We start from the raw sequence: 26,445 nt of genomic DNA, 5'->3' as shown, positions 1-26,445 counted from the left end.
ACTATCGGGACACCGCGGGGTGGTTGCGATCGTCGGTCTCCTTGGGTTGACCATCGGTGGTTCCGCCGCGCTGTTCGTGACATCCCAGTCGATGGACCGCAATGCGGCCGACCGTCAGCAGGAACAGGTGCGGAATGGCGTGGAGCGGACGCTTACGGCATCGGGCGTGCAGGCCTCGGCCATTGCCGCAAGGCTGGAGCCTGCACAGCGGATCGCCCAGCTCGGCCCCGATCAGGCGGCGAACTGGCTGGACAACGAGCTGGGGCGGCCGACCGTTTCGGGCGATTATACCAAGGCCGTCGCGATCATGACCCGGTCGGAGGCGATCTACGGCTACACCAAGGGCGGTCGTGCCGATCCGGAGGACCTCGACGAGATCCAGAACGCCGCAGCCCGCCTCGTCGCCTCGCTGGGCGAGAAATCGCCTGCAGGATCGGAGGTGAAGTCCGCGCCTACCGGAAAGGCACTGCTCACGAAGTCCGACATCGGTTCGGTGCATGGTACCCCGGTCCTGGTTGCCGCATCGCGGTTGCCAGGTTCCGGCGAGCCGCTGGCGCTCGTCACCGTGACCTACATGGACGAAGCCATGGTGAACCGCTGGGGCAGCACGCTGATGCTGGACGGCTTCGCGATCGTCGGCCCGCGGGAGACGCCGGCGGCGGGGACCCGCAGCGTGAACCTGACCGCTGCCGACGGCACGGTGCTGGGGCGCATGGTCTGGCGTCCGGCCCGTCCCGGTGAGGCGATCCGCAGCTATGTGATCCCGGCCACGCTGGCGATCGGCGCCCTGGTCCTGGGCCTGTTCCTGATGCTGGCGCACCGCGCGAACGCGCTGCGGGAAGAGGCCGACAGCAGTTCCATGCGGGCAAGGTTCCTCGAACGCTTCGATCCGGATACCGGGCTGGTGAACCGCGCCACGTTCATCAAGCAACTGGAGCACGTCGCGGGATCGCATCCCTGCCAGCTCATCCTGCTGGATATCGACGATTTCAGCACGATCAACGAAACGCTCGGCCATGAGGTCGGCGACCAGGTGGTGCGCGAATTCGGGCAGCGCCTGCTCAAGGAATTTCCCGGACCGCGCTGTCTCGTGGCCCGGCTGGATGGCGACGAGTTCGCGGTGCTGATTGCCGGGAACGCCGACCTCCACGATCTGGGGCCGCGCTCGACGGGCATCGTCGTCGGACGTGCGGGCGACGAGCAGGCGGTGGTGTCGGTGACGATTTCCGCCGGGATCGCGGCGGCGCCCGAGCACGGCCATTTCGCGGGTGCGCTGATGCGCCATGCCGATATCGCGCTGGGCGCCGCCAAGACGGCCGGGCCGGCGAGCCATGTCGTCTACAACCCGGCGCTGGGTGAAAGCTTCATGAGTCGCAAGGGCCTGGAGGCCCGCATGAAGAAGGCGATCGAGGACGAGGGCTTCGAGCTGTTCTACCAGCCGATCATCAGCCTGCGCACGATGAAGCCTTCGGGCGTCGAGGCGCTGCTGAGGCTCAAGCAGGGGGCCACCGATACCCCGGCGGTTTTCGTGCCGGTGATCGAGAAGCTGGGCCTGATGCCGCAGCTCGGCGCCTGGATCATCCAGCAGGCTTTCCGCGACAGCCGTCGCTGGCCGGACTTGCGGACCTCCATCAATCTTTCGCCGCTCCAGCTCGAAAACCCGGCCCTGCTCGACCAGATCGACTTCAATCGCGCCCGTTTCAATGTCTCTCCGGGCGCCATCGGCTTCGAGATCACTGAGGGCGTGCTGCTGAACAAGTCGGCGACGGTCCACACCAATCTCCAGGGCCTGCGCGAGCGCGGCTATATCATCGCGCTCGACGACTTCGGGACCGGCTATTCCTCGCTCAGCTACCTCTCGGAGTTCGAGATTCACCGCCTGAAGCTGGACCAGAGCTTCATCCGCGGCGGGCGCCTGAGCGAAGGGCGCAGCGCGGTGCTGGTGCAGGGGGTGATCGACATCTGCCACAAGCTGGGCATCGACGTGGTGGCCGAGGGCGTCGAGGATCTCGCCGAAGCGGCGACCCTGCGCGAATGGGACTGCGATTTCGCGCAGGGCTATCAGTTCGGCAAGCCCGCTCCGGCGCGGGTGGCGGCGCAGAACCTCATCAATCTGCAGAACCAGGCGATCTCGATCATCGACTATCGCACTGGAGAGCCGCGCCTCGGCCTTCAGTGAGTTCGGCGGCGGGGGTGCCCGCCGCCGGTATGGCCGTCAGGGTTTCGCGGTGATCCGGTCGAGATTGGCCGAACCGGCCAGAGCCGCGTCACCGGCGAAATGGCCGATGCGCAGCCGGTAGGCACCCGCATCGACGACCCAGCCCGGTGCCGCATTATCGAAGCGGGCGATCACGCGCGGATCGACGGTCAGCGCGACGTGGCGGGTCTCGCCGGGCTGGAGCCGGACTTTCTCGAAACCGGCAAGGCGGTAGGCCTTGGTGCCCGCCGCGCTCTTTGCCTCGACATAGAGCTGCGGCACGTCGGCACCCGCGCGCTTGCCGCTGTTGGTGACGTCGAACTCGACGGTCAGCTTCGCGCCGTCCGAGACCTTGAGGTTGGCATAGCGGAAGCTGGTATACGTGAGGCCGTAGCCGAAGGGGAAGAGCGGCTTCTCGTTCTTCGCGGCGTACCAGCGATAGCCGACATCGGCGCCTTCCGGGTAGTCCACGGTGAAGGGCGCGACGCCGCCGCTCATGCCGTAGACGGTCTTGTCGCCCGCATTGCGGCGGGCGTCGGCAGCGTGAAGTTCGGCCAGACCCAGCGGTTCGGGGCGCGGCGCCTGCTGGATGGCGGCCGGGAAGGTGATCGGCAGGCGGCCCGAGGGATCGACATCGCCGAACAGGATATTGGCGATCGCCTCGCCGCCGCGCTGGCCGGGATACCAGGCTTGCAGGATCGCGGGCACGCGGTTCACCCAGGGCATCAGCACCGGCCCGCCAGCCTCGACCACCACGAGCGTCTTCTTGTTGGCGCCTGCGACGGCATCGATCAGCGCGTCCTGATTGTCGGGCAGGGCCATGCTCTCGGGGTCTTGCGCCTCGGTGCGCCAGGCCCAGGCGAAGACCACCGCCATGTCCGCGCCCTTGGCGGCGGCAGCGGCGGCCTTGGGATCGCTGCCGTCCACATAGGTCACGCTGGCCCCCGGCGCGAGCGCCTGGATCGCCTTTAGCGGCGAGGAGGCATGCCAGGTGATCCGCGCGAAGGAGGCGGCCGCACCCTTGGTCAACGGGATCTCGACTGGCGCGCCGCCCACCGAGCGGACCTGTGAGGAACCGCCGCCCGAAAGTACGCCCACATCCGCATGGGCGCCGATCAGCACGATCTTCTTCGCGGTCTTGGCCAGCGGCAGCAGGTCGCCCTGATTCTTGAGCAGGACGATGCCTTCCTCCGCCGCCCGCTGGGCGACGAGGGCGTGCTTGGCATAGTCGATCGGCTGGGCGCTTTCGGGGACGGGGTTGTCCATCAGCCCGCTGTCGATCACGCCGAAGAGGATGCGGCGGACCATGTCGTCGAGGCGGCTCATGGGGATGCGCCCGGCCTTCACCGCTTCCGCGAACCTGGTGTCGAAGAACATCTGGTCGTCCAGTTCCTGCCCGGAATCCTGGTCGAGACCGTTGATGGCGGCCTTCTCTGTCGAGTGGACTGCGCCCCAGTCGGACATGACCCAGCCCTTGTAGGCCCAGTCCTGCTTGAGGACCTTGTTCAGCAGCCAGTCGTTCTCGCAGGCATAGTCGCCGTTGACCTTGTTATAGGCGCACATGACGGAAGCCGGACGGCCCGCCTCGATGCCGATCTGGAAGGCCAGCAGATCGCTTTCGCGCAGTTCTGCCGTGCCGATGCGGGCGTCGAGCACGGTGCGGCCGGTCTCCTGCGAATTGAGCGCGAAGTGCTTGATGGTGGAGACGATGTGGTTGCTCTGCACGCCCTTGATGTGCTCGCCCACCATGACGCCCGCGAGCAGCGGGTCTTCGCCGAGGTACTCGAAATTGCGCCCGTTCCACGGATCGCGGGTGAGGTTGACGCCGCCTGCGAGCAGGACGTTGAAGGTCTTGGCGCGCGCTTCCGCGCCGATCATCGCGCCGCCCTCATAGGCAAGCTGCGGATTGAAGGTGGCGGCGGTGGCGATGCTGGCGGGGAGCGCGGTGGCGACGTCGCCCTTGCGCTGCTCGATCTGGTTGGCGACGCCGAGGCTGGCATCGCTCTCGCGCAGGGTAGGGATGCCGAGGCGCGGAATGCCGGGAATGTGGCCTGCCGAAGGGATCATCGTGATCGGCGGCACCGGCTTGGCCAGTGGCGGGAAGTAGCCGTGGACGAGTTGCAGCTTCTCTTCCAGCGTCATCGCCTTGACCAGCGCATCTGCGCGCGCTTCCGCCGATTGCGCGGTGCTGGCGGCGGGGGTTGCGGACTGCTGTGCCAGTGCCGGGACGGTCATGCTGGTACCGAGGGTCAGGGCGGCAAGCAGGGCGGCAGTCTTCATCGTCATCGGGAAACCTTGGCTGGAGCGGCGCCCATGCGGGCGTGATAGTGATCGAGCAGGGCGCGGTGGTCGGGCAGGGCGCCGCGCGCACCGGCATGGGCTGTGCGGACGCGGGCGAAGACCTCGCGGGCTTCCTGCGCGCCGGGATAGCGTTGGATTCCGGCTGCAAGCTGGGTCTCGAAGCCCATGCCGTAGAGGATGTAATGGTAGCTGGGCGGCAGGAACGTCTCCAGATCGACCACGAAGTCGAACCGCGAGGGTGGGCGGTGGCGCCACTGGGCCAGCATGTCCTGCAAGGCCTCCGGGATCGAGGCCGGATCGGCATTGTCGCGCCAATAGGCGGTGTCGGTGCGCCGGGTGATGCAGTAGTGGAGCTTCAGGAAATGGATGATGCGTTCGAAGCGCGCGGCCATCAGCCGGTTGAAGCTGCGCGCGGCGGCCTCGCGGGCGCTCCGCTCGCCGGGGACGAGGAACTCGCCGATCATCTTCAGCGCGGCTTCGATCAGCATGATGCCGGTCGATTCCAGCGGCTCGAAGAACCCGGCGGAGAGGCCCACGGCGACGCAGTTGCCGATCCACTGGGTCTCGCGGTAGCCGGTCTCGAAACGAAGCTGGCGCGGGGTCAGGCTCTCACCCTCGCTGCCCAGATAGCGGCGCAGGGTCGCTTCCGCCTCGTCGTCCGAGCAATGGCGGCTGGAATAGACATAGCCGACGCCCCGGCGCTCGCTGAGGCCGATATCCCAGGTCCAGCCCGCTTCATGCGCGGTCGCCAGCGTATAGGGACGTACCGGCGCGCCGGGCTGGGCGTAGGGCACCTGCATGGCCAGCGCGCGGTCGTTGAACAGGCTGTCCGAGCAGGAGGTGAAGTCTGCGCCCAGTGTCTGGCCGATCAGGAGCGCGCGGAAGCCCGAGCAGTCGAGGAAGAAGTCGCCCTCCACCCGGCGGCCATCGGCCAGCGCGAGCGCGGCGATATCGCCGTCGGCTGTACGCTCCACCGTGGCGACGGTGCCTTCGATGCGCGTTACCCCGGCGGCGACGGAGATGTCGCGCAGGTAATCGGCAAAGCGGGCCGCGTCGAAGTGGTAGGCATAGTTCATCGGCCCGGAGAAGTCGGGGTCTTCCGCCCGCTTGGGCGCGCGACCGGCGCGAATGACCTGTTCCTGCACGGTGACGGCATCGGCCCAGGGCAGGCGCGTCTCGCTGCCATCGGCGATCCAGTGCGGCAGGAGCGCTTCGTCCTCGCCGCCGACGGGCAGGTTGAAGGGATGGAAATAGCTGTCGCTGCCGGTGGCCCAGCCCTCGAACAGTACGCCCTGCTTGAACGTGGCATCGGCGCGGACCAGGAATTCCGCCTCGCTGATCCCGAGACCCGCCAGCGTCGTGCGGATCGTCGGGAAAGTGCCTTCCCCCACGCCGATGATGCCAATCTCGCTGGATTCGACCAGCGTGACATCGCGCATTTTCAGTGTGCGGGAAAGGTAGGCGGCGGCCAGCCATCCGGCCGTGCCGCCGCCCAGTATGACGACGCGACCGGAGGAGGGGTAGTCGGTCGTCATTTTTCGTCCCTTCAGCTCGTTATCAGAAGCTCGCGCGGGCGCGGACGCCCCAGGTGCGCGGCGGCTGGAGGTTCGAGAGGAACACCGGATCGTAACGCGGCGCGCCGAAGGCACCGGCTCCGGTCCGGATATGTCCGTTCTCGATGTTCTGGACGAAGGCTTCGACCGAATACTTGCCGTCGGCCGGCTCGAAGCGGATCGAGGCGTCGGAGCGGAAGTAGGCCTTCTGCTTGTCCCACGAGGTGCCGTTGGTGCCGCGGTCGGGCATGTTGTCGGCCGGGAGGTTGGCGTTCACGAAGGGGTTGGCATCGCCGTTGAAGTAGCTCAGCCAGCTCTTGGTTTCGTAGTGGGTGGTGAAGCGTGGGGTGATCCGCGCGCCGCTCGCCAGTTCGAAGTCGTGCTCGTAGCTCAGCGTCGCCGAGAAGCGCGGCGCATGGGCCAGTTCGTTGCCCTTGAGCTGCACGATCGAGGAGGCCTTGCCGCCGTCGTAGAGGCGCCCGTCGACGCTTTCGAGATCGTCCAGCTTGGTCTTCTGCAGCGTGGCCGAGAAGTTCAGGCGGTCTGCGGGGGTGAAGGCGGCATTCATTTCCGCTTCAAGACCATAGGCCTTCGCGCCCTTGGCGTTCTGGGTCACGATCTGGCTGCGCACGACATTGCCCTGCGCGTCGCGGAAGGTGACGGCCTGGTTCACCTGATATCCCTTGAAGTCGGAATAGTAGGCGGCGAGGTTCAGCGTCAATGCGCGGTCGAGCAGGCGGGTCTTGAGGCCGACTTCGTAGTTGGTCAGGGTTTCCGGATCGGTCAGCCCGGCATTGTCCTGGATGTTGCCCGACTTGAAGCCGGTGGAGATGCTGGCATAGCCCAGCGTGTCTTCGGCAAGGTCGGCATCGACGCGGGCGAGGTAGGTCAGCTTGTCCCACTTGCCCTTCACGTCGTTGTTCGAGATCGAGAAGCCGGGCAGCAGGGCGACCAGTTCCGCCGCGGAGGCACCCGGATAGGCGCCGAAGATGCCGCCGGTGCAGGCGCCGCCGGGAGCCTTGTCGGCAGCGGTGCAACCGTCGCCCGAGAAGGTCACGTTGCGGCCGCCGATGTCCTGCTTCTTGTCCGAAGTGTAGCGCAGGCCGCCGGTGAAGCGCAGCCAGTCCGATGCATGCCAGACGGCCTGTCCGAACACCGCGCGGCTATCGATCTGGCGGTTGGCCTGGATGAAGCTGCCCGCCCAGCTGAAAGTGCCGTCGCGGTAGCCGTTGCGTTGGTCGATATCGAAGCGAATCTTGTTCTTCTCGTGGCTGTAGTAGGCGCCGAGAATCCAGTCGATGTCGTTCTCGCCGGTGGACTTGAGCTGGAGTTCGTGGCTCTGGAAGTCATAGCGCGAGGAGAGCGTGGCGTTCTCGTTGAAGGCGCCGAGCGGCAGGTCGTTGCCGTCCGCATCCTTCTGGCCGGTCGGGGGCAGGGCGCCCGCGTCGGCATCGGTGCGGGTGCTGCCGCCGATGCGCGACCAGCCCGCGATGTAGCTGAGCTGCACGCCGTCGGTGATGTCGTAGTTCATCGTGCTGCGCACGGCGACCGAGTAGCGGTCGGTCTCGGGCGCGGTATCGCTCAGCGTGGACCAGCGCTTGGTGCCCGCGCGCGGGGTCTGGAGCAGGCCGATCACCGGCGCGCCGTTGTCGAGGAAGCCTTCGCCCGAGAGGTTCCAGCTGAACTTGTCGCTCGGCTGCCAGAGCATCGAGACGCGGCCCGACTGCTGGTCGGCGGCGTAGTACTTCTTGCCCGAGGTGACGAAGGCCGACTTGTTGATGCCGGGGATGTCGGGCGCGGCCTGATAGTCGGCATAGCCGTCATGACGATCGCTGACGAAGGCGACGCGGAAGGCCAGGGTGTCGGTGACGGGGATGTTGATCGCGCCGCGCACGCCGAAGCGCTTGTAGGCGCCGCCGACCACTTCGACATTGCCGCTGAACTCGCCGAGCTTGGGCTTGGCCGAGATCAGGCTTAGCGCGCCGACGGTGGCGTTGCGGCCGAACAGCGTGCCCTGCGGGCCGCGCAGCACTTCCACGCGCTCCATGTCATACATCAGCACCGAGGCGCCCTGCGAGCGCGGCGAGTAGACGCCGTCGATGTAGATCGCGACTTCGGGGTCGGCCACTTCGGTATAGGCGCTGTCGTTGCCGATGCCGCGCAGGGTCAGCAGCACGGCGGACTGGTCGCCCTGCTGGTTGAACTGCAGCGAGGGAACGAAGCGGGCGAGGTCGGTGACGTCCTTGACGCCGTTCTTGGTCAGGGTTTCCTGGCTGAAGGCCGAGATCGCGATCGGCGTCGACTGCAGGGTGGTTTCACGACGCGTGGCGGTGACGATGATGTCGCCGTCCGAGACTGCGGGTGCAGCCTGCTGGGCAGGCGCTGCCGCGTCCTGTGCATGGGCGACGGTGGAAATGGAAAAAAGGCAAGCCGCGAGCGCTGTGCCCGCGACGAGATCGTGCCTCGTCATGTCATCCTCCCAGATGGTTTTGTACCTTGTGAGGGGGCTGATGGCCGGGATTTGACATCGATGTCAAGCGTGTTTGGAACCATTTTGGCAACGATTTGACATCGATGTCATATTATGATGTCAAAGTGTGGATTTCGTGACACAGCGCTCTCCTGATCGCGTTCCTTCCGGGGCTGTCAGCGCGCCATTTGTCACCCATTTGCCATCCTTTGCCGAGTGCCATAGATGTCCGCCATGACGCTTTCCCCACCGATCGACGCGCCTTCCGCTTCGCCGGAAACCGTGGCCAGGCGTCTGTTCTGGCTGTCCATCGGCGTCTTCTTTATCGGTGGTTTTCTAAGCGCTTCGGTCAGCCTGCTGGTGCCGCAGCTGCGGTCCGTGCTCTCGCTGGACTACCAGGCGGTGCTGCTGGTGCAGCTGGCCTTCCATTCCAGCTATCTGCTCTTCGCGCTTCCCGCTGCGTTGGCCGTGGTGCGAATCGGTTACATGCGCGCGATCGCCTTCGGGCTGACCGTGATGACCGCCGGTTGCCTCGCCCTGGTGCTGGCGCAGGGGATGCGGCAGTTCTTCCTGGTCCTGGCCGCCCTTCTGTTGCTCTCGGCCGGGCAGACGGTGTTGCAGATCGCCGCTAATACTGTCGTCACCGTCATTGGTCCTTCGCGCCGTTCGGCTTTCCGGCTCAACCTGCTCCAGGGCTTCAATTCGCTGGGGACCGTGCTGGGACCGCTGCTGAGCGCGCCGTTCCTGCTGGCGAACATCGCACCGGGATCCCGCGCCGAGATGACCGCATCGATTCCCTTCATCGCCATCAGCGCGGTGCTGGCGATGCTGTCCACGCTCTATGTCGGCCATCGCGCTTTGCTGGCGGGTGCGTCGGAAGGGGCGGGAAACACGCTGCCGCAGGGCTGGTCGCGGCAGATTTTCGCGGTGCTGGGCGACCGGCGATTGCTCTGGGGCACGGTGGCGATCTTCGTCTATGTCGGCGCGGAAGTGACGATCGGCACTTTGATGACCAATGTACTGATGCTGCCCGAGCGGCTGGCGCTGGAGCCGGTGAGCGCGGGGCGGCTGGTCAGCCTTTACTGGGGCGGTGCCATGGTCGGGCGCTTCGGCGGCGCCTGGCTGATGACGCGGATGCCGGAGGCGCGGCTGCTGCTTTATGCCGCCTTGGGTGCGGTGGCGCTGACCGTAGGGGCGGTGGTCCTGCCCGGCGTGGGAGGCGCCGTGGCGTTGATCGCGGTGGGTCTGTGCAATGCGATCATGTACCCGACGATCTATGCGTTGGCGATGCCGGAGGACAGCAGCCGCGCGCCGCTGGCTTCGATGTGGCTCTGCATGGCGGTGGTCGGCGGCGCGGTGGTGCCGATCCTGACCGGCACGGCGGCCGATGCCTTCGGCCTGCTGTCCGCGCTGCTGCTGCCTGCACTCTGCTACGCCGTTATCGCGGCATTCGCGGCGATGTGCGTAAAGGAACGGAAAGCATGAGCGTCGTTACCATCAAGGATGTCGCGGCGCGCGCGGGGGTTTCGCCCAAGACGGTGTCGCGCGTCATCAACGGCGAGGCGCATGTCCGGCCCGAGTTGCGTGATCTCGTGCAGAAGGTCGTCGCCGAACTCGACTACCGGCCCAATGCCTTCGCCCGCAGCCTGTCCAGTTCGCGCTCCTACCTGTTGGGGCTGTTCATCGATGATCCCGTCTCGGGCTATGCCGCCGACGTCCAGCACGGCGCGCTCATGGGATGCCGGGCGCGCAGCTATCACCTCGTGGTCGAGCCGGTGGACCTGACTGCACCGGACTGGGCCGGGGAAGTGCGCGCCAGCATCGCCGCGCTGCGGCTTGACGGCGCCGTCGTTGCGCCGCCGATCTGCGACGACGCCACGCTCATGGCCATCTTCGCCGAGGCAGGCCTGCCCACGGTGCTGGTTGCGCCGAGCATCGCGCCGCCCACCTCGGGCACCGTGCGGATGGACGACCGACGCGCGGCGCAGGAGATGACCGACTATCTCATCGCCCTCGGCCATCGCCGGATCGGTTTCGTGCAGGGACCGCTCAGCCACAGCGCCTCGGCGCGGCGCGAGGAAGGCTTCCGCGCGGCCATGGCGGCGGCGGGTCTTGCCGTCGACGAGGCCTGCGTGATGCGCGGAGACTTTACCTCGCGCTCGGGCATGGAACTGGGCGAGCATCTGCTGGCCCTGCCGGAGCGGCCGACGGCGGTCTTCGCCGCGAACGACGACATGGCGCTGGGCGTGCTGATCACCGCGATGAAGCTGGGCATCGCCGTGCCCGAGCAATTGTCGATCTGCGGCTTCGACGATGCGCCTTCTTCCCGCGCGGCCTGGCCGCAACTGACCACCGTTCGCCAGCCCAAGGCGGAAATGGCCATGGCGGCGGTCGATATCCTGGTCGATCCCGAATTCCGCCGGAAGGCCGGAGGCGAGGGTTCGCACCTGATGCTGCCGCATGAAATGGTCGTGCGGGGCAGTACCGGTCCGGTCTGAGACTGGACGGGCCACGCGCGGCTTTCTATCCCCTGACGGCCAGAACGGGGGAAACGATGCGCAATATCAAACGGATGGCGCTGGGCAGCTTGGCGACGGCCGTGATGGCATCAGCCGTTCCCGCGCTTGCCGAGGACGTGCCGGGTGAGGGCTTCGATGTGACCCGTTACGCTCTTGCGCTCAGCCCGGACACGACGAATGCTGCGCTCTCCGGCCGCGAGACGATTGCCTTCCGCGTGACTGGGGCAGTCCTCGACCGGCTGGTCTTCACCGGCAATACACTTACCATCGATAGCGCAAGGCTGGGCGGCAAGGCGCTGGTTCCGGTGCAGCGCGGGAAAGTGCTCGTCTTTGAACTGGACAAGCCCTTGCCGCGCGGTCGCCGGGGCAGGTTGGAACTGACCTACCATGGCCGCCCCGAGCGCGGTTTCGCGACATCGGCCGAGGCACTCCACACCAGCTACTTCGCCTGCGACTGGATGGTCTGCGCGCAGGATCGCTTCGGGGACAAGGCGGCGTTCTCGCTGGACCTTAGGGTGTCGAAGGGCATGGAGACCCTGTCGGTCGGTCACCGGATCGCGAAACGCGCGGGACCCGATGGCAGCGAAATCCATCGCTGGCAGGCGGCGCGGCCCTATCCGGCCTATCTTTATGGTTTCGCGGTCGGCCGCTTCGCTGAGGAGCGCTCCGGCAAGCTGCTGTTTCTGAGCGACGTAGCCGATCCCGCCGACCTGAAACGGCGCTTCGGCGAGACCGGCGATATGGTCCGGTTCTTTTCCGAGAAAGCGGGGCTGCCGCTTCCCGCAGGCACGTACACTCAGCTTCTGGTGCGCGGGGACGAAGCGCAGGAGGCCGCGACTTATGCCGTCCTTGGCGTCGATGCCGTGCCTGAGGAGCCGGGCGATCCGGCGGAAGACTGGGCGATCGCCCACGAACTGGCGCATCAGTGGTGGGGCAATCTTGTCACCTGTATCGCGCTTCGGGAGTTCTGGCTCAACGAGGGCGTGACCACGTTCATGACCGCGGCCTGGAAAGAGCATCGCCATGGTCGCGCGGCTTATGAGGCCGAACTCGATCTGGCGCGCCAGCGGCTGGAGCGGGCGCGTGAGAAGGGGTTCGACAAGCCGCTTGCCTGGGGCGGGACTTATCCGTCGCTGGGGGCGCGGCGCGCGGTCCAGTACAGCAAGGGCGCGCTGTTCATGGACCGGCTGCGCGATGAACTGGGCGAGGCGGCGTTCTGGGCGGGCCTGCGCCGATATACGCGTCGCCATGCCGGGGGCACCGTGACCAGCCTCGATCTCCAGCGCGCCATGGAGGCGGCGAGCGGCCGCGACTTGCACGTGCTTTTCGCGGAATGGGTGTTCGGCAGCGACGATGCGGCGGAAAAGGGGTGACGGCGCTGCGGCTCGGGCGATAAGGCGCTCCCTTGGACAGCCGGCGATCTCCGGCAGACAGGCGGAAGGTGTTTGGATGAAGAAGTGGCGAGCCCGGTCCCTTGCGGTGTATTTGGCGATGGCCACGGCATTGGCCACTGGGGCTTTGTGGTCGGGCAGCGCGACGGCAGCACCCGGCAACGGCGGCGTGACCGTGGAGGCCTTGCGCAACGATCCGGCCATGCCTTCGGTCGCCCCGGCGGGCTATGACGTGACCATCGTCGTCTTCTCAGATTACCAGTGCCCCTACTGCCGCAAGTTGCACAGCGTGCTCAAGCAGGTCCTGCGCGAGGATCGCAAGATTCGGGTCGTCTACCGCGACTGGCCGATCTTCGGCCCGGCGTCGGTGGAAGCGGCGCGGACGGCGCTGGCGGTCAAGTATCAGGGGAAGCACGCGGCGTTCAACGATGCGCTGATGGAAACGCCGGGCCGTATCGATTCCCAGGCTATCCAGCAGGCCGTACAGCGCGCGGGCGTGGATGCGAAGCGTCTGAAAGCCGATCTGGCCGCACACCGGGCGGAGATCGATGCGGCGCTGGGCCGGACGGCGAAGTTCGCCGATGTAATGGATCTGTCGGGAACCCCGGCGCTGGTGGTTGGGTCCTACCTCCTGGCAGGTGCTCCGGAAGTCGATGCTCTGCGCAAGGCCGTGGCGATGGCGCGGAAGCCGCCGACAGGGGCCGTTTAAGACCCCGAAAAACGTCTGTGCCGCTCCCCTCCGAAGAGGGAAGCGGCACCGAGCGATCAGCCGTTGAGGCGATCCTTCACGGCCTTGGCAGGCGTGAAGGCCAGCTTCTTCGAAGCGGCGATCTGGATGGTCTGGCCGTTGGCGGGGTTGCGGCCTTCGCGGGCCGGCGAGTCCTTCACCTTGAACTTGCCGAAGCCGTTGAGCGAAACTTCTTCACCCTTGGCAGCCGCTTCGGTGATGGCGGCGAAAACGCCGTCAACATACTTGCGGGCGTCGGCCTTGGTCAGGCCATGTTCGGTGGCAAGTGCTTCGGCCAGATCGGCATTATTCATACGAGGTCTCCAATTGACGGACCCCCTCATATCGAGATCGAGGGGCGTGACGAAGCGATTTTTTCCTAATTGGCCGCCAAAAAGCGCCATTTCTGTGGAATACGCGGCCTCGAACCCTCCTGTCGGGCCTATCGAACGCTCCGGCGGGTTATTTCCCGGGGGGACGAGCGTCGGCCGCCATCTGCATGAAAGTGCATCGGCGGCAGGCCGCAAGGCGTATCGATACCGCCGTTTCTACCGGCGCGGGCAGGCTTGATCCGCAACCGACATCTGCCACTGATAGGCATCGACCGTCTCTCCGCGGGGCTTGTAGGTCAGGCTCCGTTTCTCGCCGCCGCGATCGATGTCGAGCGTCAGCGCGGCGCCCTGTTCGCCTTGCAGGGCGTCTTGCGGGAAGCGGTTGAGAATGCGGTCGCCGTCGCGCAGTCCGGCCGCTTCGGCGGCGGAGCCGGGCTTCAGCCCCTTCACCACGCGATCCGGGCTGACGAGGATCAGCGGATCGAATCCGAGATCGAAGCGCTTCAGGGGCTTCGTCACGCGCTTGAAGCAGGGACCGAAGGCGTCGGAAGGCGGCAGGACAGTGCCTCCGGCGAGCATCGCGTCGAAATCGGCAAGCCCCTTGGCGCCGAGTTCCGCACCGAGCAGCTTCTTCCAGAGCGCCAGATCCATCGGATGGCCGGCGCGGCGCTCTGCCAGCATATGGCGGACGAGATCGTCGAGCGAGCGTTTGCCCTGCGACGCCGTGCGGATCTCTGCGTCCACCGAGGCGAAATAGAGCGATCCCCGGTCATAAGGCAGCACGCGGACGCGGGTGTCCTTCCAGAATCCCTCGGCAATCCTGTCGTTCGGCGTGGCGATCAGGGCATTGGTATAATAGCGTCCGGCCGTCGAATTGAGGTCGTCGAGAAAGGCCTGCTGCGAGATCAGCCCGGCGCGCCAGGGCAGCAGGCGCTGGTAGTGGACGGCCAGTCCTTCACCGAACCAGGAAAGGCCAAGGCCGCCCGGTGCGTCCATCGAATCGCTCAGCGAGTTGATCCAGGCGTGGACCATCTCGTGGGCGAGAAGGCTTTCGAGGTCGGCGATCGGGGTTTTGTCGGTGAAAGTGAACGCGAAGCTGTCGGTCAGGCCGATGCCGCTGCCGGGATTGACATGGTTGGTCCGCGCGAAGACGCCGAAGCTGGCCGGGCGCTGGGCGAAGAAAGTGCCGTAGAAGTTCTGGAGGCGGGCCGCCCAGTCCATCAGTTCCGGCCCATCGAAGCCGAAGCGGCCCTGCCAGGTGCCGAAGAAGGTGCCCTTGGCATAAGTGCCGACCTGACCGGCCATATAGTAGCTGCCGCTGATCTGGTCGGCTCGCAGGGGACGGCTGCTGCGGCTGTTCCCGGCGCCGATGCTGGAAACGCCGCGCGCATCCTTCCCGGCGCGGGAGAGATCCCAATGGACGGATAGGTCGCGCGGCAATTGGTCGGCGGGAAGGACGAGGAAGGCATTGCCCGCGCCGGACAGTCCGCCATCGCTGGCGCGCAGTTCGTACTGCGGCTTGGCCAGTCCCGGCTGCGCGGGGTCGATCGACACGCGGTAGGCCACGGTCACCGGGCCTTCGACCGGGCGGAGCGGCTTCCATGTCCGCTCCAGATTGTCGCCATCCCTTGCCGCCTCGTGGGATTCCACGGGCAGAATTCCCTTCGCGTCGGAGAAAGTCAGCGCGTTCATGCTCCTGGCCGACGTCTCGACGGTGTTCGCGGTTATCGCGATCGCGGCCAGGGCCTCGCCTTTCGGAGGTGCCTCGAAGCGGACGGCGACGTCCAGCCGGGTAAGGGCGCCTTTGGCATCGGCTACCGGCGCAAGCGATATCGCGATATCGGGCGCGTCGGCGGCGCGCGCGGCGGTGAACGAAGCGGAAACCAGGAGCGCGGCGAGCAGGGCGGTGCGATGCGGTGTCATGGCGAGAGGCTAACAGACGGCGCCGAACGGAAATGTGCAAAGACCGTGGCGCCGCCCAGCCGGCTTGCATGAAATATGCGCACCGATGTGGATCAGGACGGCAGCGAAGGCAGCGGCAGTCGATGGGTGCACTTCAGCTCGGACAGGGTCGCGGTGGAGCGCACGTCCTCCACGCCCGGCAGGCGCAGCAGCGTGCGGAAGGTGAAATTCTGATACCAGGCGATGTTGGGGGCGAGAACCTTGAGCATCACATCCATTTCGCCGAACAGCGTATAGGCCTCCAGGATTTCCGGCGTCGCTTCCACCGCGCGGACGAAGCGGTCCCGGTCGTCGTCGGAGAGGCGGGACATCTTGAGCTGCGCGAAGATGAACATGCTCTCGCCGAACTTCTCCCGGTCGAGGACGGCCACGGTGTGGCGCACATATCCTTCTTCCTTCAGCCGTTGCATGCGCCGCCAGCAGGGCGACTGCGACAGGCCGACCCGGTCGGCGATCTCGCTGGAGGATTCCGAGGCATCGATCTGGAGGCGATCGAGGATTTTCATGTCGAGCCGGTCCAGTTCGGCGGGCAAGATTATGCTCCCTGTTATGGTTTGTTGGTTTGAACATGCCATCAAAAGCCGATCCAGCGCAATAAAGGCGGAAGATATTTCCCGGCGCGGCGCTATCACCGATGCTCGATGTCATAACCGGGGCGGGTCAGCATATGAAACGGAGCGAACTGGCGGTTTTCGATGCGGAGGACGTGCGGGCGCTGCTCGACTATCCTTCCTGCATCGCGGTCGTGCGCGAGGCGATGAAGGCGCTGTCGCGGGGCGAGACGCGGCAGTTGCTACGCACGATGATCCACATGGGCGAAGGGCGGACTTTCGCCCAGATGCCCGGCGCCCTGTCCGACGAGGGCATGTTCGGCGCCAAGCTCATCAGCGTTTTTGCCGAGCGCGACAATCCCGGCGTCCGCCGCCATCGCGGTATCGTGACCCTGTTCGAGCCTGCCGAGGGGCGCCCGGTCTGCGTGGCCGATGCCGAGGAGATCACGCATATCCGGACCGCTGCGGCCACCGCTGTCGCGACCGATGCGCTGGCCCGCGAGGATGCGAAAGTCCTGCTGCTCATGGGGACCGGCGGGCAGGTCCATTCCCACCTCGAGGCGCTGCCGCTGGTGCGCGGCTTCGAGCGTATCCTGATCTGGGGACGTGATACCGCCAAGGCGCGCGAGGTGGTCGAGATCTGGCAGGACCGTCTGCCGGTCGAAGTCGCGCCCGATCCCCGGGCGGCGGCGGGGGAGGCCGATGTGATCTGCACGCTCACCGGCGCGCGCCAGCCGATCCTGCTTGGGGCATGGTTGCGGCCCGGCACGCACGTCAATATCGTCGGCTCCAGCGGTCCGGGGCCGGTCGAGGTGGACAACGCGCTGGTCCTGGCCTCCCGCTTCATTGCCGACAGCAAGGCTTCCGCTCTCGACGCGGCGGCGGAGTTCCTTGTCGCCAGGGCGGCGGGCGTCGTGAGCGATGAGCACATCGTCGCCGAGATCGGCGAAGTCCTGCTGGGCCGCATTCCCGGCCGCAGCAGCGCCGGGGAGATCACCGCCTACAAGTCGCTCGGCCATGCCGTGCAAGACCTCGCCTCGGCCGCCCATATCTACCAGACGTACAAGAGCCGGAACGCATGACGATGAAAAGAACCGCAGCCCTGCGCTGGCTCGCCTGCTCGGCGCTTGCCCTTTCCGCCGCCACGCTCCACGCCGAAAGCCAGCGTTTCGCAGTGATCGACAACGGCGAGAACGTCGGCCACGTCCATGCCGAGATCGAGGGCAATGCCGTCTCGATCGACCATGACGTCAAGAGCAATGGCCGGGGCCCGACCATGCACGAGACGATCGTGCTCGATGCGCAGGGCCTGCCGACGAACTGGACGCTTCAGGGCACTTCGACGTTTGGCAACAAGGTGGACGAGCGCTTCACGGCCAAAGGCAGGCGTCTCGCCTGGATCGAAACTACCGGCAAGGGCGCGATGCAGGCCAAGGCGCCGACGCTCTATGTCGCGCAGGAAGGAAGCCCGTTCTCGCTCGGCATCTATGCCCGCGCGCTGCTGGCCGACAGCGACCACGTCTTGCCCGCCGCGCCCGGCGGCGCGCTCTCGCTGGAAGAGGAAGCGCCGGTTTCGCTGGGTGGCACCGCTTTCCGCGCCTTCCTGATCAAGGGGATCGGCCTGACGCCGAGCGCGATCCTGCTCGACGACAAGGGCGCGCTGGTCGCGGCCTATTCGCCGACCAGCGCCACCGTGCGCGAGGATCTGGCATCCCACGCCGGCGAACTGGCGAAGATCGCCGCGAGCCGTTCGGCAGAGCGTTTCGCCGCGATCCAGAAGAAGGTCGCGCACACGTACGATGCGCCGATCCGTATCCGCAACGTGCGGGTGTTCGATCCGGCGAGCGGCAAGCTGGGCGATCCGGTGTCGGTGGTGGTGTTCGGCGACAGGATCGCCTCGATCGAACCGCTCGACAGCCCTGCCTCGCCCGGCGAAGCCACGGTCGAAGGCGCGGGGCGGGTGGTCATTCCCGGATTGCACGACATGCATGCCCATGTCTCGCTCCAGTCCGCGCTGCTCTACATCGCCTCGGGGGTGACCAGCGTGCGCGACATGGGCAACGAGAACGCCTTCCTGATCGACCTGACCCGCCGCATCGATGCGGGCGAAGTGGCGGGGCCGCGCATCGTGCGCAACGGCTTCCTCGAAGGGCGCAGCCCCTACAGTTCGCGCAACGGTTTCATTGCCGGCAGCGAGGCGGAAGCGCTCGACGCGGTGCGCTGGTACGGCGCGCGCGGCTACTGGCAGGTGAAGATCTACAACAGCTTCAACCCCGAATGGGTGCCGAGCGTCGTCAGGGAGGCCAAGCGGCTCGGCATGGGGGTGACGGGGCACATCCCGGCCTTCACCAATGCCGATGCGATGATCGCGGCGGGCTATGACGAAGTGACGCACATCAACCAGCTGATGCTGGGCTGGGTGCTCGATCCCAAGGAAGACACCCGCACGCCGCTGCGTCTCACCGCCATGCGGCGGACGGCGGGGCTGGACTTGGCCTCGCCGCGCGTGGCCGCGACGCTCGACACGATGCAGGCGAAGCACATCGCGCTCGATCCCACGGCTGTGACGCTGGAACTGCTGATGATGAGCCGGGACGGCAAGGTCAGCCCCGCCGTTGCCGGCTATTTCGACCATCTGCCGGTCGGCGTGCAGCGCAATCGCCGCCAGGGCATCGCCCCGATCAAGACGCCCGAGGATGCCGTCGGTTACGACGGCGCCTTCGTGACGATCAAGGCGCTGCTGCGCGACATGCACCGGCGCGGCATCACGCTGCTGCCGGGGACCGACGATGCCACGGGCCTTTCGGTCCACCGCGAGTTGCAGATCTATGCCGAGGCAGGGCTACCCGTCGCCGACGTGCTCAAGATCGGCACGCTCGGGCCGGAGCAGTACATGCACCGCGATCAGTCCTACGGCTCGGTCGAGAAGGGCAAGTATGCGGACTTCGTACTGCTGGATGGAAACCCGCTGGAAGACCTTTCGGCGATCCACCGCATGGCCATGGTGGTGAAGGGCGGGACGGTCTACTTCCCGTCGGAAATCTGGAGCGAGGTGGGCGTGAAGCCTTTCGCCGAAGCGCCCAGGGTCGTCCTGCCGAAAGTCGCGGCGAAGCCTGTCGCGCTGACGGGCGGATCCGGCGCGGAGGCGCACGAGGACTTCGCGTTCTGAACGGGACGGGAGGCAGGGGCACATCGCCACCTGCCTCCCGTTCCCTTATCCGCGCCGGCGGACGAAGTACCACACCGCGCCCAGGCAGCCCCAGCCCAGCAGCAGGACATAGGGTCGCCAATCCGCTTCGAGGCCGATGACGATGAGCGCCAGCGCGCAGACCGCTCCGGCGAGGCCGAGCGTCATCATCGTGCCGCGTGCCGGACGGAAGCCCGCGCCCTCGTGGAGCGCGGGGTGGCCATGCGCCACACGGGCGGCGGAAAGGCAGATGCTGCCGTACTTCGCCAGATTGGGGATGTTCACCGCGAGGAACAGGAAAGTCAGTTCCATCGGCATCAGCAGGCCGACGCAGCCGATGCCGAAGACGGTGAACAGCGCCATGTGCGGGACGTGGGAGCGCGGGTGGACGCGGGCGATCGCCTTGGGCAGCACGCCCGCTTCGGCCATGGCGAAGAGGCTGCGGCTGAACATCGTGAAGATGGAATTCAGGCTGGTGCCGATCGCGGCCACGGCGGCCATCACGATTACCGGCACGGCGAGCGGCCCCATGAAGCGCCTGGCGGTTTCGAGGATCGGGGCTTCGCTGCCCGCCAGCGTGTCGGGCCCGAGCACGGTCAGCGCCACGAAGGCCACGGCGACATAGAGTACCGTGGCCGAGCCGATGGCGACCGCGATGCCGATCGGGATGTTGCGGCGGCTGTTCGCCACTTCGCCGCCCGCTTCCGTCGCCGCCTCGATGCCGAAGAACAGGCCCATCAGCAGCGGTGCGGCGGCAAGGGCGCCGTGGAATCCCTTGGGCAGGAACGGTTCGAGCCGGGCCGGTTCGGACACGGTGACACCGCCCCAGACCACGAAAAGGCCGAACAGCAGGATCAGCGCGCCGACCATCACCGTCTGCGCGCGCGTGGCGACATGGACGCCGACGAGGTTCGCGAGCAATGCCAGCACCAGCACCGCGAACATCGTCGGCTTGACCGGCAGCGGCACCAGCATCGAGACGTAGCGGACCAGCACCAGCGCCAGCACGACCATGGCGCCCATGTTGGCGATGATGCGCATCCAGGCGATGAAGAAGCCCAGCGTGGGGTGGAGATAGCGCGAGGGCCAGACGAAGCTGGCGCCGGAAACGGGATCGGCCGAACCCAGATAAGCGTAGCTCACGGCGATGAGATACATCGGCAGCGCCGCGATCACGACCGAGAGCAGCATGCCCGGTCCGGCGAGCGCGGTGGCGGGGGACACGGCCGAGAAGATCGAGACGCCGACCGCCGTGCCGAGGCCCAGCGAGACGACGCCCCAGAGACCGATACCCTTGCGCAGGCCTTGTTCCGCTTCGCTCACTTGCTTGCCCTCCGGCAGGCGTCTGCCTTGATGAAATCGATGAGGTCCGACTGGAACCGCGCGCGGCTGCCGTCGTCGGAGTAGAACACATGGCCGCCGATGTAACGCGCGTTGCGATAGCGCGCCTTCGGCAGGCTGGACTGCGCGAAGAGATAGTCGGCCGCGCCGATGGTCGTGGTGGTATCGTAGATGCCGGTGCCGACGAAAAGCCGCAGGCAGGCGTTGCCGGCCGCGTGGCGCTCGACCACGGACATGAAGGGCCAGTCGGCAAAGGGCGAGTCCTCGCTGCCGTAGCTCCAGCCGCCGTCGAAACGGGCGATCACTTTGTAGGCATCGGCGTCCGGGGCCTTGAGCGTGCCGCCCAGATAGTCGGTCATCGCCTTGCCGAAGGCATCGGAGATCGAGGAAGAGGGATCGCCCGGCATCATCGTCGTGACGTTCGCGGGGCGGTCGGCGAGGTAGCGGGCGTCGTAGCGGCCCATGACCTTGCCTTTCGCGCGCAGCAGTTCGACGCGGAAGCGTTCCTTGGAGATGCGCAGGTCGTTCGCGAGATAGAAGGTGGCCGGGATGCCGGTCAGTTCAGCAAGGCGCGCGGCAAGGCGTTCGCGGTCGGCCTGCGGCAGGTCGCGGCCGCGATAGAGGGCCGGGAGGTAGTCCTCGCGGGCGAAGCGTGCGGCCGCTTCGGTCACGCTTTCGGCGGTGCAGGGGGCCGGGGCCATGCCGTGGTAGCAGGCGATCGCGGCCAGGGTCGGCAGCGACACCGCGTAAGTCACCACATTGTCGGGTCGCTGCGAAGTCTCGATCATGTTGAGCGCCTGCCCGAGCAGGACGACACCGCGCACCTTCGCGGCAAGGCCCTGACGGTCCAGGGCATCGAGCATCGCGACCGCGCGGATCGTGCCGTAGCTCTCGCCGAGAATGTAGATCGGCGCGGCCTGCCGGTCATGGCTGGCGAGCCACTGCCGAACGAGGTCCGCCGCGGCATTCGCATCGCCCTCGACCGTGCTGTAGGGCGCGGCAGCCGGGCCTTCGGGGCGCTTCGAGAAACCGGTGCCGGGTGGGTCGATGAAGACCACGTCGGCCAGGTCGTAGAGCTTCGATGGGCCGGGGAGGGTGCCGCTGGACATGGCGTGCGTATCGGCAGGGTCCTGCGGAACATGTGCCATCACGGGGCCGAGCAGGCCCATGTGGAGGTAGGCGGCCGAGGCGCCGGGGCCGCCGTTGAAGGCGAAGATCACCGGCCGGTCGGGCTGCGCATTCTTACGGGTATAGGAAAGGTAGCCCGCCGTGGCGGGGGAACTGTCCGCGCCGGCCGAGACAGGGACAAGCCCCAGCTCGGCGCGGACAGGATGCGCGGGATCGGGTTTCGAAACCCGCGCATCGATGAGGACCCCTTCGGCCGGCGGCTCGGCCGCTTGCGTCGGAATGGGTCCGGTCGACGCCGCGACAAGCGCGATCCCCGTCAGCACCCGAAGGTACAGCGGAGACTTCTGTTTGCGACCGAAGGGCTGCGGCGTCGTGAAAGTCATGGCGTTTCCGGCATCCTGTGGTTTTCCCGATAGGTAAGGAGACCGTCGGTCAGGGCCTGGAGGCCGTAATCGAGGCGCGACGGCTCCATGGCGAAGCCGAGGCGGATATGTCCGGGCGCGCCGAAATACTCCCCCGGCGCCACCAGTACGCCGCAGCGGTCGGAAAGCCAGCCGGAGAACCGCTCGCTATCCCCGATCCCGACGAGGCGGGGGAAGGCGATGCAGCCGCTTTCGGGCAGCGCGCCTTCGGCCAGCCCTTCGGCGAGCCAGTAGGCATGATAGGATTCGATGATCGGCCGGGTTTTCGCCAGAACCGAGAATGTGTTGTCCCGGAAGCGGGTGGGATTCTCGACGATCAGCGCGGATACGGCGTGGGCAAGGTTGGAGATCGCGAAATCCACTTCCTGCGCCAGTTCGCGTACCGGCGTGACCACGCTTTCGTCACCGACGATCCAGCCGCAGCGCAAGCTGCTGAGACCGAAGATCTTGGTCAGGCTGTTGACCGAGACGAGGCGCGGCGAGGTGCCGAGCGAGGCGGCCGGGCGAAGCCCCGTTCCGGCATAGGGCGCGTAGACTTCATCCACGACGACGATCAGATCGTGCCGGTCGGCGATTTCGCCGAGGGCGACGATCGCCGCGTCGTCCACCGCCATGCCGGAAGGATTGTGGAGGTTAGAGACCACGATCATCCGCGTTTCGGGACGGAGCCGGGCCTCGACTTCCAGGGGATCGATCGCGAAGCGCGGGGCGGGGCGTTCGAAGGTGTCCACTGCGATGCCGCTGGCCTCGGCCAGGCCGCCGAAGAGTTCGAAGCTGGGGTTCTCCACCAGCACCCGGTCGCCCGGCGACAGCAGCGCGCGGTAGATCAGCGAAAGCGCGCCGGTGGCGCCGGTGGTGGTAAGGACCTGTTCCTCACGCACGCCGTAGTCGCAGGCCAGGGCGGCTACGAGATAGGGATTGCCTTTCACGAAAGTGCTGGCGTAGCGGGCGGTAATCCCGTTCGCAAAACCTTCGAGAAGCACTTCGCGCAGCAGGTCCGTCGGCTCGGGAACCGAACTTTCGAACAGGCTGACGAGAAGGCTGCGGGAATTGCTGTTCCGGAGGATAGAGCGCCTTACCCATTGGGCATAGGACTTCGCAATGTGGTGGTCTGGGCGGGAAGCCATTGTCTCGTATCTGCCGGATTGTGCCGAGTGCGCCGGGGTGGTGGCGGCGCCGGGAAGGGAATGTTCCCCGACGCCGCCGGAACCCGTCACATCTTCAGCTTGGCGCCGATCCAGAACCGGCGGCCGAGGATGTCGCCATAGGCGATCTGCGGGTAGGAAGGTGCTTTGTCGGTGAAGTTGTCGATACCGGCACGCAAGGTGATCCGGCCCGCCTCGACTTGCGCCGAGATGGAATGGGTCAGGTTGCTGTCGAGCAGGGGATTGGGGTTGGTTTCGACCGTGGCGTCGTAAGCCGCCCGGGTCTTGTCGAGGTAGTAGGCCTGGTAGCTCACGCGGACGGGGCCTTTGGTCCAGTCGAGGTTGAAGCGGCCTTCCCAGGTCGGCTTGAGGTAGGTGTTGTCGGTGCGGATGAAGTTCTCGCCGGTGACAGACGTGGTCAGCAGCGTGTTGTGGGTGGCGTTCACGCCGAGGTGGAAGGCGCCGACCCGCCCGGCCTCGAAGCTGTAGTCGACGGCATAGACTTCGCCGCGATACTTGATCACGCCCGCGTTGAAGGTGGTCGTCGTCCCTGCGAGGATCGTGCCGCCGGGGCTCACACCGTCAGAGGCGGCAATGCGGCTGAAGGCATTGCAGACCGCCGGGTCGGGATCGGTGTTATCGTAGCAGGCGGCGGTGAAGTCCTCGGTGGTGAAGGCCGAGAGGCCGTCCTTGAGGTCGATCTCGATACGGTCGGCACTGATCGTCAGGCCGGGGATGAATTTGGGCTGGAGGACGATGCCGTAAGTGAAAGTGTCCGAGATCTCGTTGCGCAGGTTTGCGTTGCCGCCCGTGGTGATCGTGGCGCGCTCGAAGTTCTCGGCCGGGTCCTGGAAGCGGGCGAGGCGTTCGGCGGGGCTGAGACCCGCATTGGTGCCGTCCGCTTCCACGCCGTAGTTCGCGTTGGCGGTGAAGGCGGCCAGGCAGTTGGCGTAGCGGACGGAAGGGTTGGAACCGCTGTTGATGCGGTCCGCGTCACAGGGATCGTAGCCGACCGAGCCGAGCGAGGTCGTCGTCGGGGCGAACAGCATCGCCAGTGTCGGCGCGCGGAAGTTGCGGCTGCGGCTGACGCGCAGGGTCACGCCGTCCGCCGGCTGCCAGCGCAGGCCGAGATCCCAGACCTTTTCCTTGCCTGCAATCGAGTTATCGACGAGGCGGCCCGCCGCACTTGCTTCCAGCATGCGCACGATCGGTACATTCATCGCGCTGTCGATCAGCGGGATCAGCAGCTCGCCGGAGAACTCGTCGGTATTGTAACCGGCGGACTGGGCGACTTCCAGAGTGCCGCCGCCGAACAGGCCCTGCCGGTTGGCCGCGAGCGGGGTGTAGGACACCTGTTCGTCGCGGTGCTCGTAGGCGAGGCTGAACTTCACGGTGCCGCCGGGCAGATGGACCACGTCGCCGCCGAGCGTGGCGAGGAAGTCTGTCTGTTCGTTGCGATAGTCGAGACCGGCGCGGACGCTCACGTACTTCTGCGCGGCGCTGGAGACATTGCCGTCACCGAACGGATTGATCGGTGCGCAGGCGGCGTCGTTATTGGCGAGGTCGGCATCGGCATTGATGCCGCAGACGATCTGGCCGCCCGAGAGCACGGCGTTGATGGCGTTCGCGTACTTGGCGTTGTCCACTTCCCAGCGGCGCTGCGAACCGTCGACGCGGGCATAGCTGCCCGAGACCGACCAGTAGAAGTTGCGGCTGCCTGCCGAGAATTCGCCGTCGACGCCCAGCAGGGCGCGGTAGGTGTCGGTCTTGTAGCGCTGGAGGTTGTCCGGCGTCAGGTCGTTGAAGTACTTCGACAGGAACAGCGGCGCACCGGCCGCGAAGGCCGGACGGGCTGCCGAGAGCGTCGCCTTGGCCTGGTCGGTCAGGTAGGGATTGTTGATCGTGAAGATCACCGGCCCCGCATACGTGCCGTAGTTCAGGATCGTGCGGCTCTGGCCCTGCGGGATTTCGGTGCCCTCGGTATGGGCATAGAGAAGCTCGGTGCGCAGGGTGATCGCATCGGTCAGATCGTAGTGCGCGATCAGGTTGCCGGTGAAGCGCTGGACGCCGGTGCGCAGGCCCGCGAGATCGCGGTAGGAGAAGCCCTGACCGCCGCTGGAGAAGGGAATGCCGACATCGGTGCCGGGGTTGTAAGGCACGACATTGCCGGTGGAATCGAACTGTAGCGGGGTGCCGTTGGACTGGGTGAGGAAACGCGTGAAGGGCGCGGGCGTGTTGAACAGCACGCCGTTGGTGTTGAACTCCCAGAAGTGCGCGTCGAGCAGTTCCTTGACCGAGGGGATGCCGTCGCTCGGCCCGGTATCGGCGGGGTTGCTCACGGTCAGGCGGCCGAGTGCCGAAAGCGGGCGATCCGCGAACATCAGCGACGGCGACCTGGCATAGTTCACGTCGATGGCGACATTGCCACGTCCGTCGGCGAAGTTCTTGCCCGCCGTGCCGCGCAGGCTGTAGGTGCGGTAGTCCCCGCGCGAGGAGATGCCGTTCTGGGCGTCGAGTTCGAGGCCGTCGAAGCTTTCCTTCAGCACGTAGTTGACGACGCCGGCAATCGCGTCGGAGCCATAGACGGCGGCGCCGCCGCCCTGGACGACCTCGACACGCTCCAGCAGGCCGAGCGGGATGATATTGGCATCGACCTGCGCGTCGCCGAGGCCCGACGAGCTGGTAACCATGCGGCGGCCGTTGAGCAGCGTGAGCGTGCGCCCGGCACCGAGGCCGAAGAGGTTGGGGAACTGCTGGCCCGAGCCGCTGCCTTCGCCGCTGCCGTCGGCCTGGTTCAGCATCGGACTGTTCGAGGTGAGCTGGTTCAACGCGTCCGAGGCGCTGATATAGCCGCGATCCGCGATCGTCTGGCTGTCCACCACGGAGAGCGGGGCGGTTTCGTCCGATGCGTCACGGCGGATGCGCGAGCCGGTGACCACGATGTCCGTGGCGGCCTCTTCGGCTCCTGCCGCAAGGTCTTGCGCAAAGGCCGGCGCGGCGAGCAGCGCAGTGGCGGCGGTGGAAACCAGAAGCGCCTGTAGACCGGCCCTCCCCATGCGTGACTGGATCATCGAACTACCCCTCATAGCTTTACGCGTTTTCAATCCCTGGAGGCGAACTTAGCGCAAGGCGGCGGCGAGGAGGTTGCGTTGTAGGATGTCTCGACAGGCTCGTTTGAATTGAAATTTCATGAGAGGAAGATGGAGGGAAATTTTTAGC

Annotated in this window: 17 protein-coding genes; 7 read left to right on the top strand and 10 right to left on the bottom strand. The window is 66.5% G+C overall.

Features of this window, described 5'->3' with window-relative positions; translation table 11 throughout:
• Window positions 1-19: 19 nt before the first annotated feature.
• Window positions 20-2,179 carry a putative bifunctional diguanylate cyclase/phosphodiesterase gene (locus AC4D6D_RS17035; RefSeq protein WP_491328253.1) on the top strand — a complete coding sequence of 720 codons (2,160 nt, stop codon included), beginning with the start codon at window positions 20-22 and terminating at the stop codon, window positions 2,177-2,179.
• 36 nt (window positions 2,180-2,215) lie between these two features.
• Here AC4D6D_RS17035 and AC4D6D_RS17030 read toward each other — a convergent pair whose 3' ends face one another.
• The 3 genes from AC4D6D_RS17030 to AC4D6D_RS17020 are packed head-to-tail and all read right to left on the bottom strand — an operon-like array spanning window position 2,216 to window position 8,521.
• Complete coding sequence (locus AC4D6D_RS17030; RefSeq protein ID WP_491328252.1) at window positions 2,216-4,483, bottom strand: beta-glucosidase family protein; 2,268 nt, start codon at window positions 4,481-4,483, stop codon at window positions 2,216-2,218.
• The gene (locus AC4D6D_RS17025) at window positions 4,480-6,033 is read right to left on the bottom strand and encodes a tryptophan halogenase family protein (RefSeq protein ID WP_491328251.1); all 1,554 of its coding nucleotides are present in this window, start codon (window positions 6,031-6,033) and stop codon (window positions 4,480-4,482) included. The genes AC4D6D_RS17030 and AC4D6D_RS17025 overlap by 4 nt, the downstream gene beginning before the upstream one ends.
• Window positions 6,034-6,055: 22 nt before the next feature.
• Window positions 6,056-8,521, bottom strand: coding sequence for a TonB-dependent receptor (locus AC4D6D_RS17020; RefSeq protein WP_491328250.1), 2,466 nt, complete (start codon window positions 8,519-8,521; stop codon window positions 6,056-6,058).
• A 225-nt stretch (window positions 8,522-8,746) separates the two neighbouring features.
• On the opposite strand from AC4D6D_RS17020, the gene AC4D6D_RS17015 reads away from it, so the two are divergent.
• The 4 genes from AC4D6D_RS17015 to AC4D6D_RS17000 all read left to right on the top strand — a co-directional run bounded on the left by AC4D6D_RS17015 (window position 8,747) and on the right by AC4D6D_RS17000 (window position 13,140).
• Window positions 8,747-10,006, top strand: coding sequence for an MFS transporter (locus AC4D6D_RS17015; protein WP_491328249.1), 1,260 nt, complete (start codon window positions 8,747-8,749; stop codon window positions 10,004-10,006).
• Window positions 10,003-11,019, top strand: a complete 1,017-nt coding sequence (locus AC4D6D_RS17010) for a LacI family DNA-binding transcriptional regulator (protein ID WP_491328248.1) — start codon at window positions 10,003-10,005, stop codon at window positions 11,017-11,019. Before AC4D6D_RS17015 ends, AC4D6D_RS17010 begins: the two co-directional genes overlap by 4 nt.
• A gap of 56 nt (window positions 11,020-11,075) precedes the next feature.
• Window positions 11,076-12,413 carry a M1 family aminopeptidase gene (locus AC4D6D_RS17005; protein WP_491328247.1) on the top strand — a complete coding sequence of 446 codons (1,338 nt, stop codon included), beginning with the start codon at window positions 11,076-11,078 and terminating at the stop codon, window positions 12,411-12,413.
• Between the two features lie 118 nt (window positions 12,414-12,531).
• Entirely contained in the window at window positions 12,532-13,140 is a 609-nt protein-coding gene (locus AC4D6D_RS17000) for a DsbA family protein (RefSeq protein WP_491328246.1), read from the top strand.
• A 56-nt stretch (window positions 13,141-13,196) separates the two neighbouring features.
• Here the strand turns inward: AC4D6D_RS17000 and AC4D6D_RS16995 are convergent, their stop codons facing one another.
• From AC4D6D_RS16995 to AC4D6D_RS16985, 3 genes are all read right to left on the bottom strand, one after another.
• Window positions 13,197-13,472: an HU family DNA-binding protein gene (locus tag AC4D6D_RS16995; RefSeq protein WP_147217766.1), complete on the bottom strand. Its 276-nt coding sequence runs from the start codon at window positions 13,470-13,472 to the stop codon at window positions 13,197-13,199.
• Between the two features lie 234 nt (window positions 13,473-13,706).
• Window positions 13,707-15,413 (bottom strand): M61 family metallopeptidase, encoded by a 1,707-nt coding sequence (locus tag AC4D6D_RS16990; protein WP_491328245.1) that lies wholly within the window; start codon window positions 15,411-15,413, stop codon window positions 13,707-13,709.
• Between the two features lie 92 nt (window positions 15,414-15,505).
• The gene (locus tag AC4D6D_RS16985; RefSeq protein ID WP_491328244.1) at window positions 15,506-15,985 is read right to left on the bottom strand and encodes an Lrp/AsnC family transcriptional regulator; all 480 of its coding nucleotides are present in this window, start codon (window positions 15,983-15,985) and stop codon (window positions 15,506-15,508) included.
• Between the two features lie 134 nt (window positions 15,986-16,119).
• Between AC4D6D_RS16985 and AC4D6D_RS16980 the strand changes: the two genes are divergently transcribed.
• Both AC4D6D_RS16980 and AC4D6D_RS16975 read left to right on the top strand, forming a co-directional pair.
• Window positions 16,120-17,085, top strand: a complete 966-nt coding sequence (locus AC4D6D_RS16980) for an ornithine cyclodeaminase family protein (RefSeq protein WP_491328243.1) — start codon at window positions 16,120-16,122, stop codon at window positions 17,083-17,085.
• A gap of 2 nt (window positions 17,086-17,087) precedes the next feature.
• Entirely contained in the window at window positions 17,088-19,172 is a 2,085-nt protein-coding gene (locus tag AC4D6D_RS16975) for an amidohydrolase family protein (RefSeq protein WP_491328242.1), read from the top strand.
• A 45-nt stretch (window positions 19,173-19,217) separates the two neighbouring features.
• Here AC4D6D_RS16975 and AC4D6D_RS16970 read toward each other — a convergent pair whose 3' ends face one another.
• The 4 genes from AC4D6D_RS16970 to AC4D6D_RS16955 form a co-directional block, all read right to left on the bottom strand.
• Window positions 19,218-20,513: an APC family permease gene (locus tag AC4D6D_RS16970; protein ID WP_491328241.1), complete on the bottom strand. Its 1,296-nt coding sequence runs from the start codon at window positions 20,511-20,513 to the stop codon at window positions 19,218-19,220.
• The gene (locus AC4D6D_RS16965) at window positions 20,510-22,042 is read right to left on the bottom strand and encodes a S10 family serine carboxypeptidase-like protein (RefSeq protein ID WP_491328240.1); all 1,533 of its coding nucleotides are present in this window, start codon (window positions 22,040-22,042) and stop codon (window positions 20,510-20,512) included. Before AC4D6D_RS16965 ends, AC4D6D_RS16970 begins: the two co-directional genes overlap by 4 nt.
• On the bottom strand, window positions 22,039-23,208 hold the full coding sequence (locus tag AC4D6D_RS16960; RefSeq protein WP_491328239.1) for a pyridoxal phosphate-dependent aminotransferase: 1,170 nt from the start codon (window positions 23,206-23,208) through the stop codon (window positions 22,039-22,041). The genes AC4D6D_RS16965 and AC4D6D_RS16960 overlap by 4 nt, the downstream gene beginning before the upstream one ends.
• Before the next feature lie 86 nt (window positions 23,209-23,294).
• A complete protein-coding gene (locus AC4D6D_RS16955; RefSeq protein WP_491328238.1) occupies window positions 23,295-26,297 on the bottom strand; it encodes a TonB-dependent receptor domain-containing protein in 3,003 nt (1,000 codons plus the stop codon).
• Window positions 26,298-26,445: the final 148 nt, after the last annotated feature.

The sequence above is a fragment of the Novosphingobium sp. BF6 genome, assembly GCF_058273105.1.
The sequence above is the reverse complement of the archived record's forward strand: the minus strand, read 5'-3'. Positions and strand labels throughout refer to the sequence as shown.

Bases quoted from the DNA above. Each gene is read 5' to 3' on its own strand.
- AC4D6D_RS17020 (WP_491328250.1), bottom strand. From the start codon at position 8,521: ATGACGAGGCACGATCTCGTCGCGGGCACAGCGCTCGCGGCTTGCCTT.
- AC4D6D_RS16995 (WP_147217766.1), bottom strand. From the start codon at position 13,472: ATGAATAATGCCGATCTGGCCGAAGCACTTGCCACCGAACATGGCCTG.
- AC4D6D_RS17025 (WP_491328251.1), bottom strand. From the start codon at position 6,033: ATGACGACCGACTACCCCTCCTCCGGTCGCGTCGTCATACTGGGCGGC.
- AC4D6D_RS16975 (WP_491328242.1), top strand. From the start codon at position 17,088: ATGAAAAGAACCGCAGCCCTGCGCTGGCTCGCCTGCTCGGCGCTTGCC.
- AC4D6D_RS16955 (WP_491328238.1), bottom strand. From the start codon at position 26,297: ATGATCCAGTCACGCATGGGGAGGGCCGGTCTACAGGCGCTTCTGGTT.
- AC4D6D_RS17030 (WP_491328252.1), bottom strand. From the start codon at position 4,483: ATGACGATGAAGACTGCCGCCCTGCTTGCCGCCCTGACCCTCGGTACC.
- AC4D6D_RS16960 (WP_491328239.1), bottom strand. From the start codon at position 23,208: ATGGCTTCCCGCCCAGACCACCACATTGCGAAGTCCTATGCCCAATGG.
- AC4D6D_RS16965 (WP_491328240.1), bottom strand. From the start codon at position 22,042: ATGACTTTCACGACGCCGCAGCCCTTCGGTCGCAAACAGAAGTCTCCG.
- AC4D6D_RS17010 (WP_491328248.1), top strand. From the start codon at position 10,003: ATGAGCGTCGTTACCATCAAGGATGTCGCGGCGCGCGCGGGGGTTTCG.
- AC4D6D_RS16990 (WP_491328245.1), bottom strand. From the start codon at position 15,413: ATGACACCGCATCGCACCGCCCTGCTCGCCGCGCTCCTGGTTTCCGCT.
- AC4D6D_RS17015 (WP_491328249.1), top strand. From the start codon at position 8,747: ATGTCCGCCATGACGCTTTCCCCACCGATCGACGCGCCTTCCGCTTCG.
- AC4D6D_RS16980 (WP_491328243.1), top strand. From the start codon at position 16,120: ATGAAACGGAGCGAACTGGCGGTTTTCGATGCGGAGGACGTGCGGGCG.
- AC4D6D_RS17005 (WP_491328247.1), top strand. From the start codon at position 11,076: ATGCGCAATATCAAACGGATGGCGCTGGGCAGCTTGGCGACGGCCGTG.
- AC4D6D_RS17000 (WP_491328246.1), top strand. From the start codon at position 12,532: ATGGCCACGGCATTGGCCACTGGGGCTTTGTGGTCGGGCAGCGCGACG.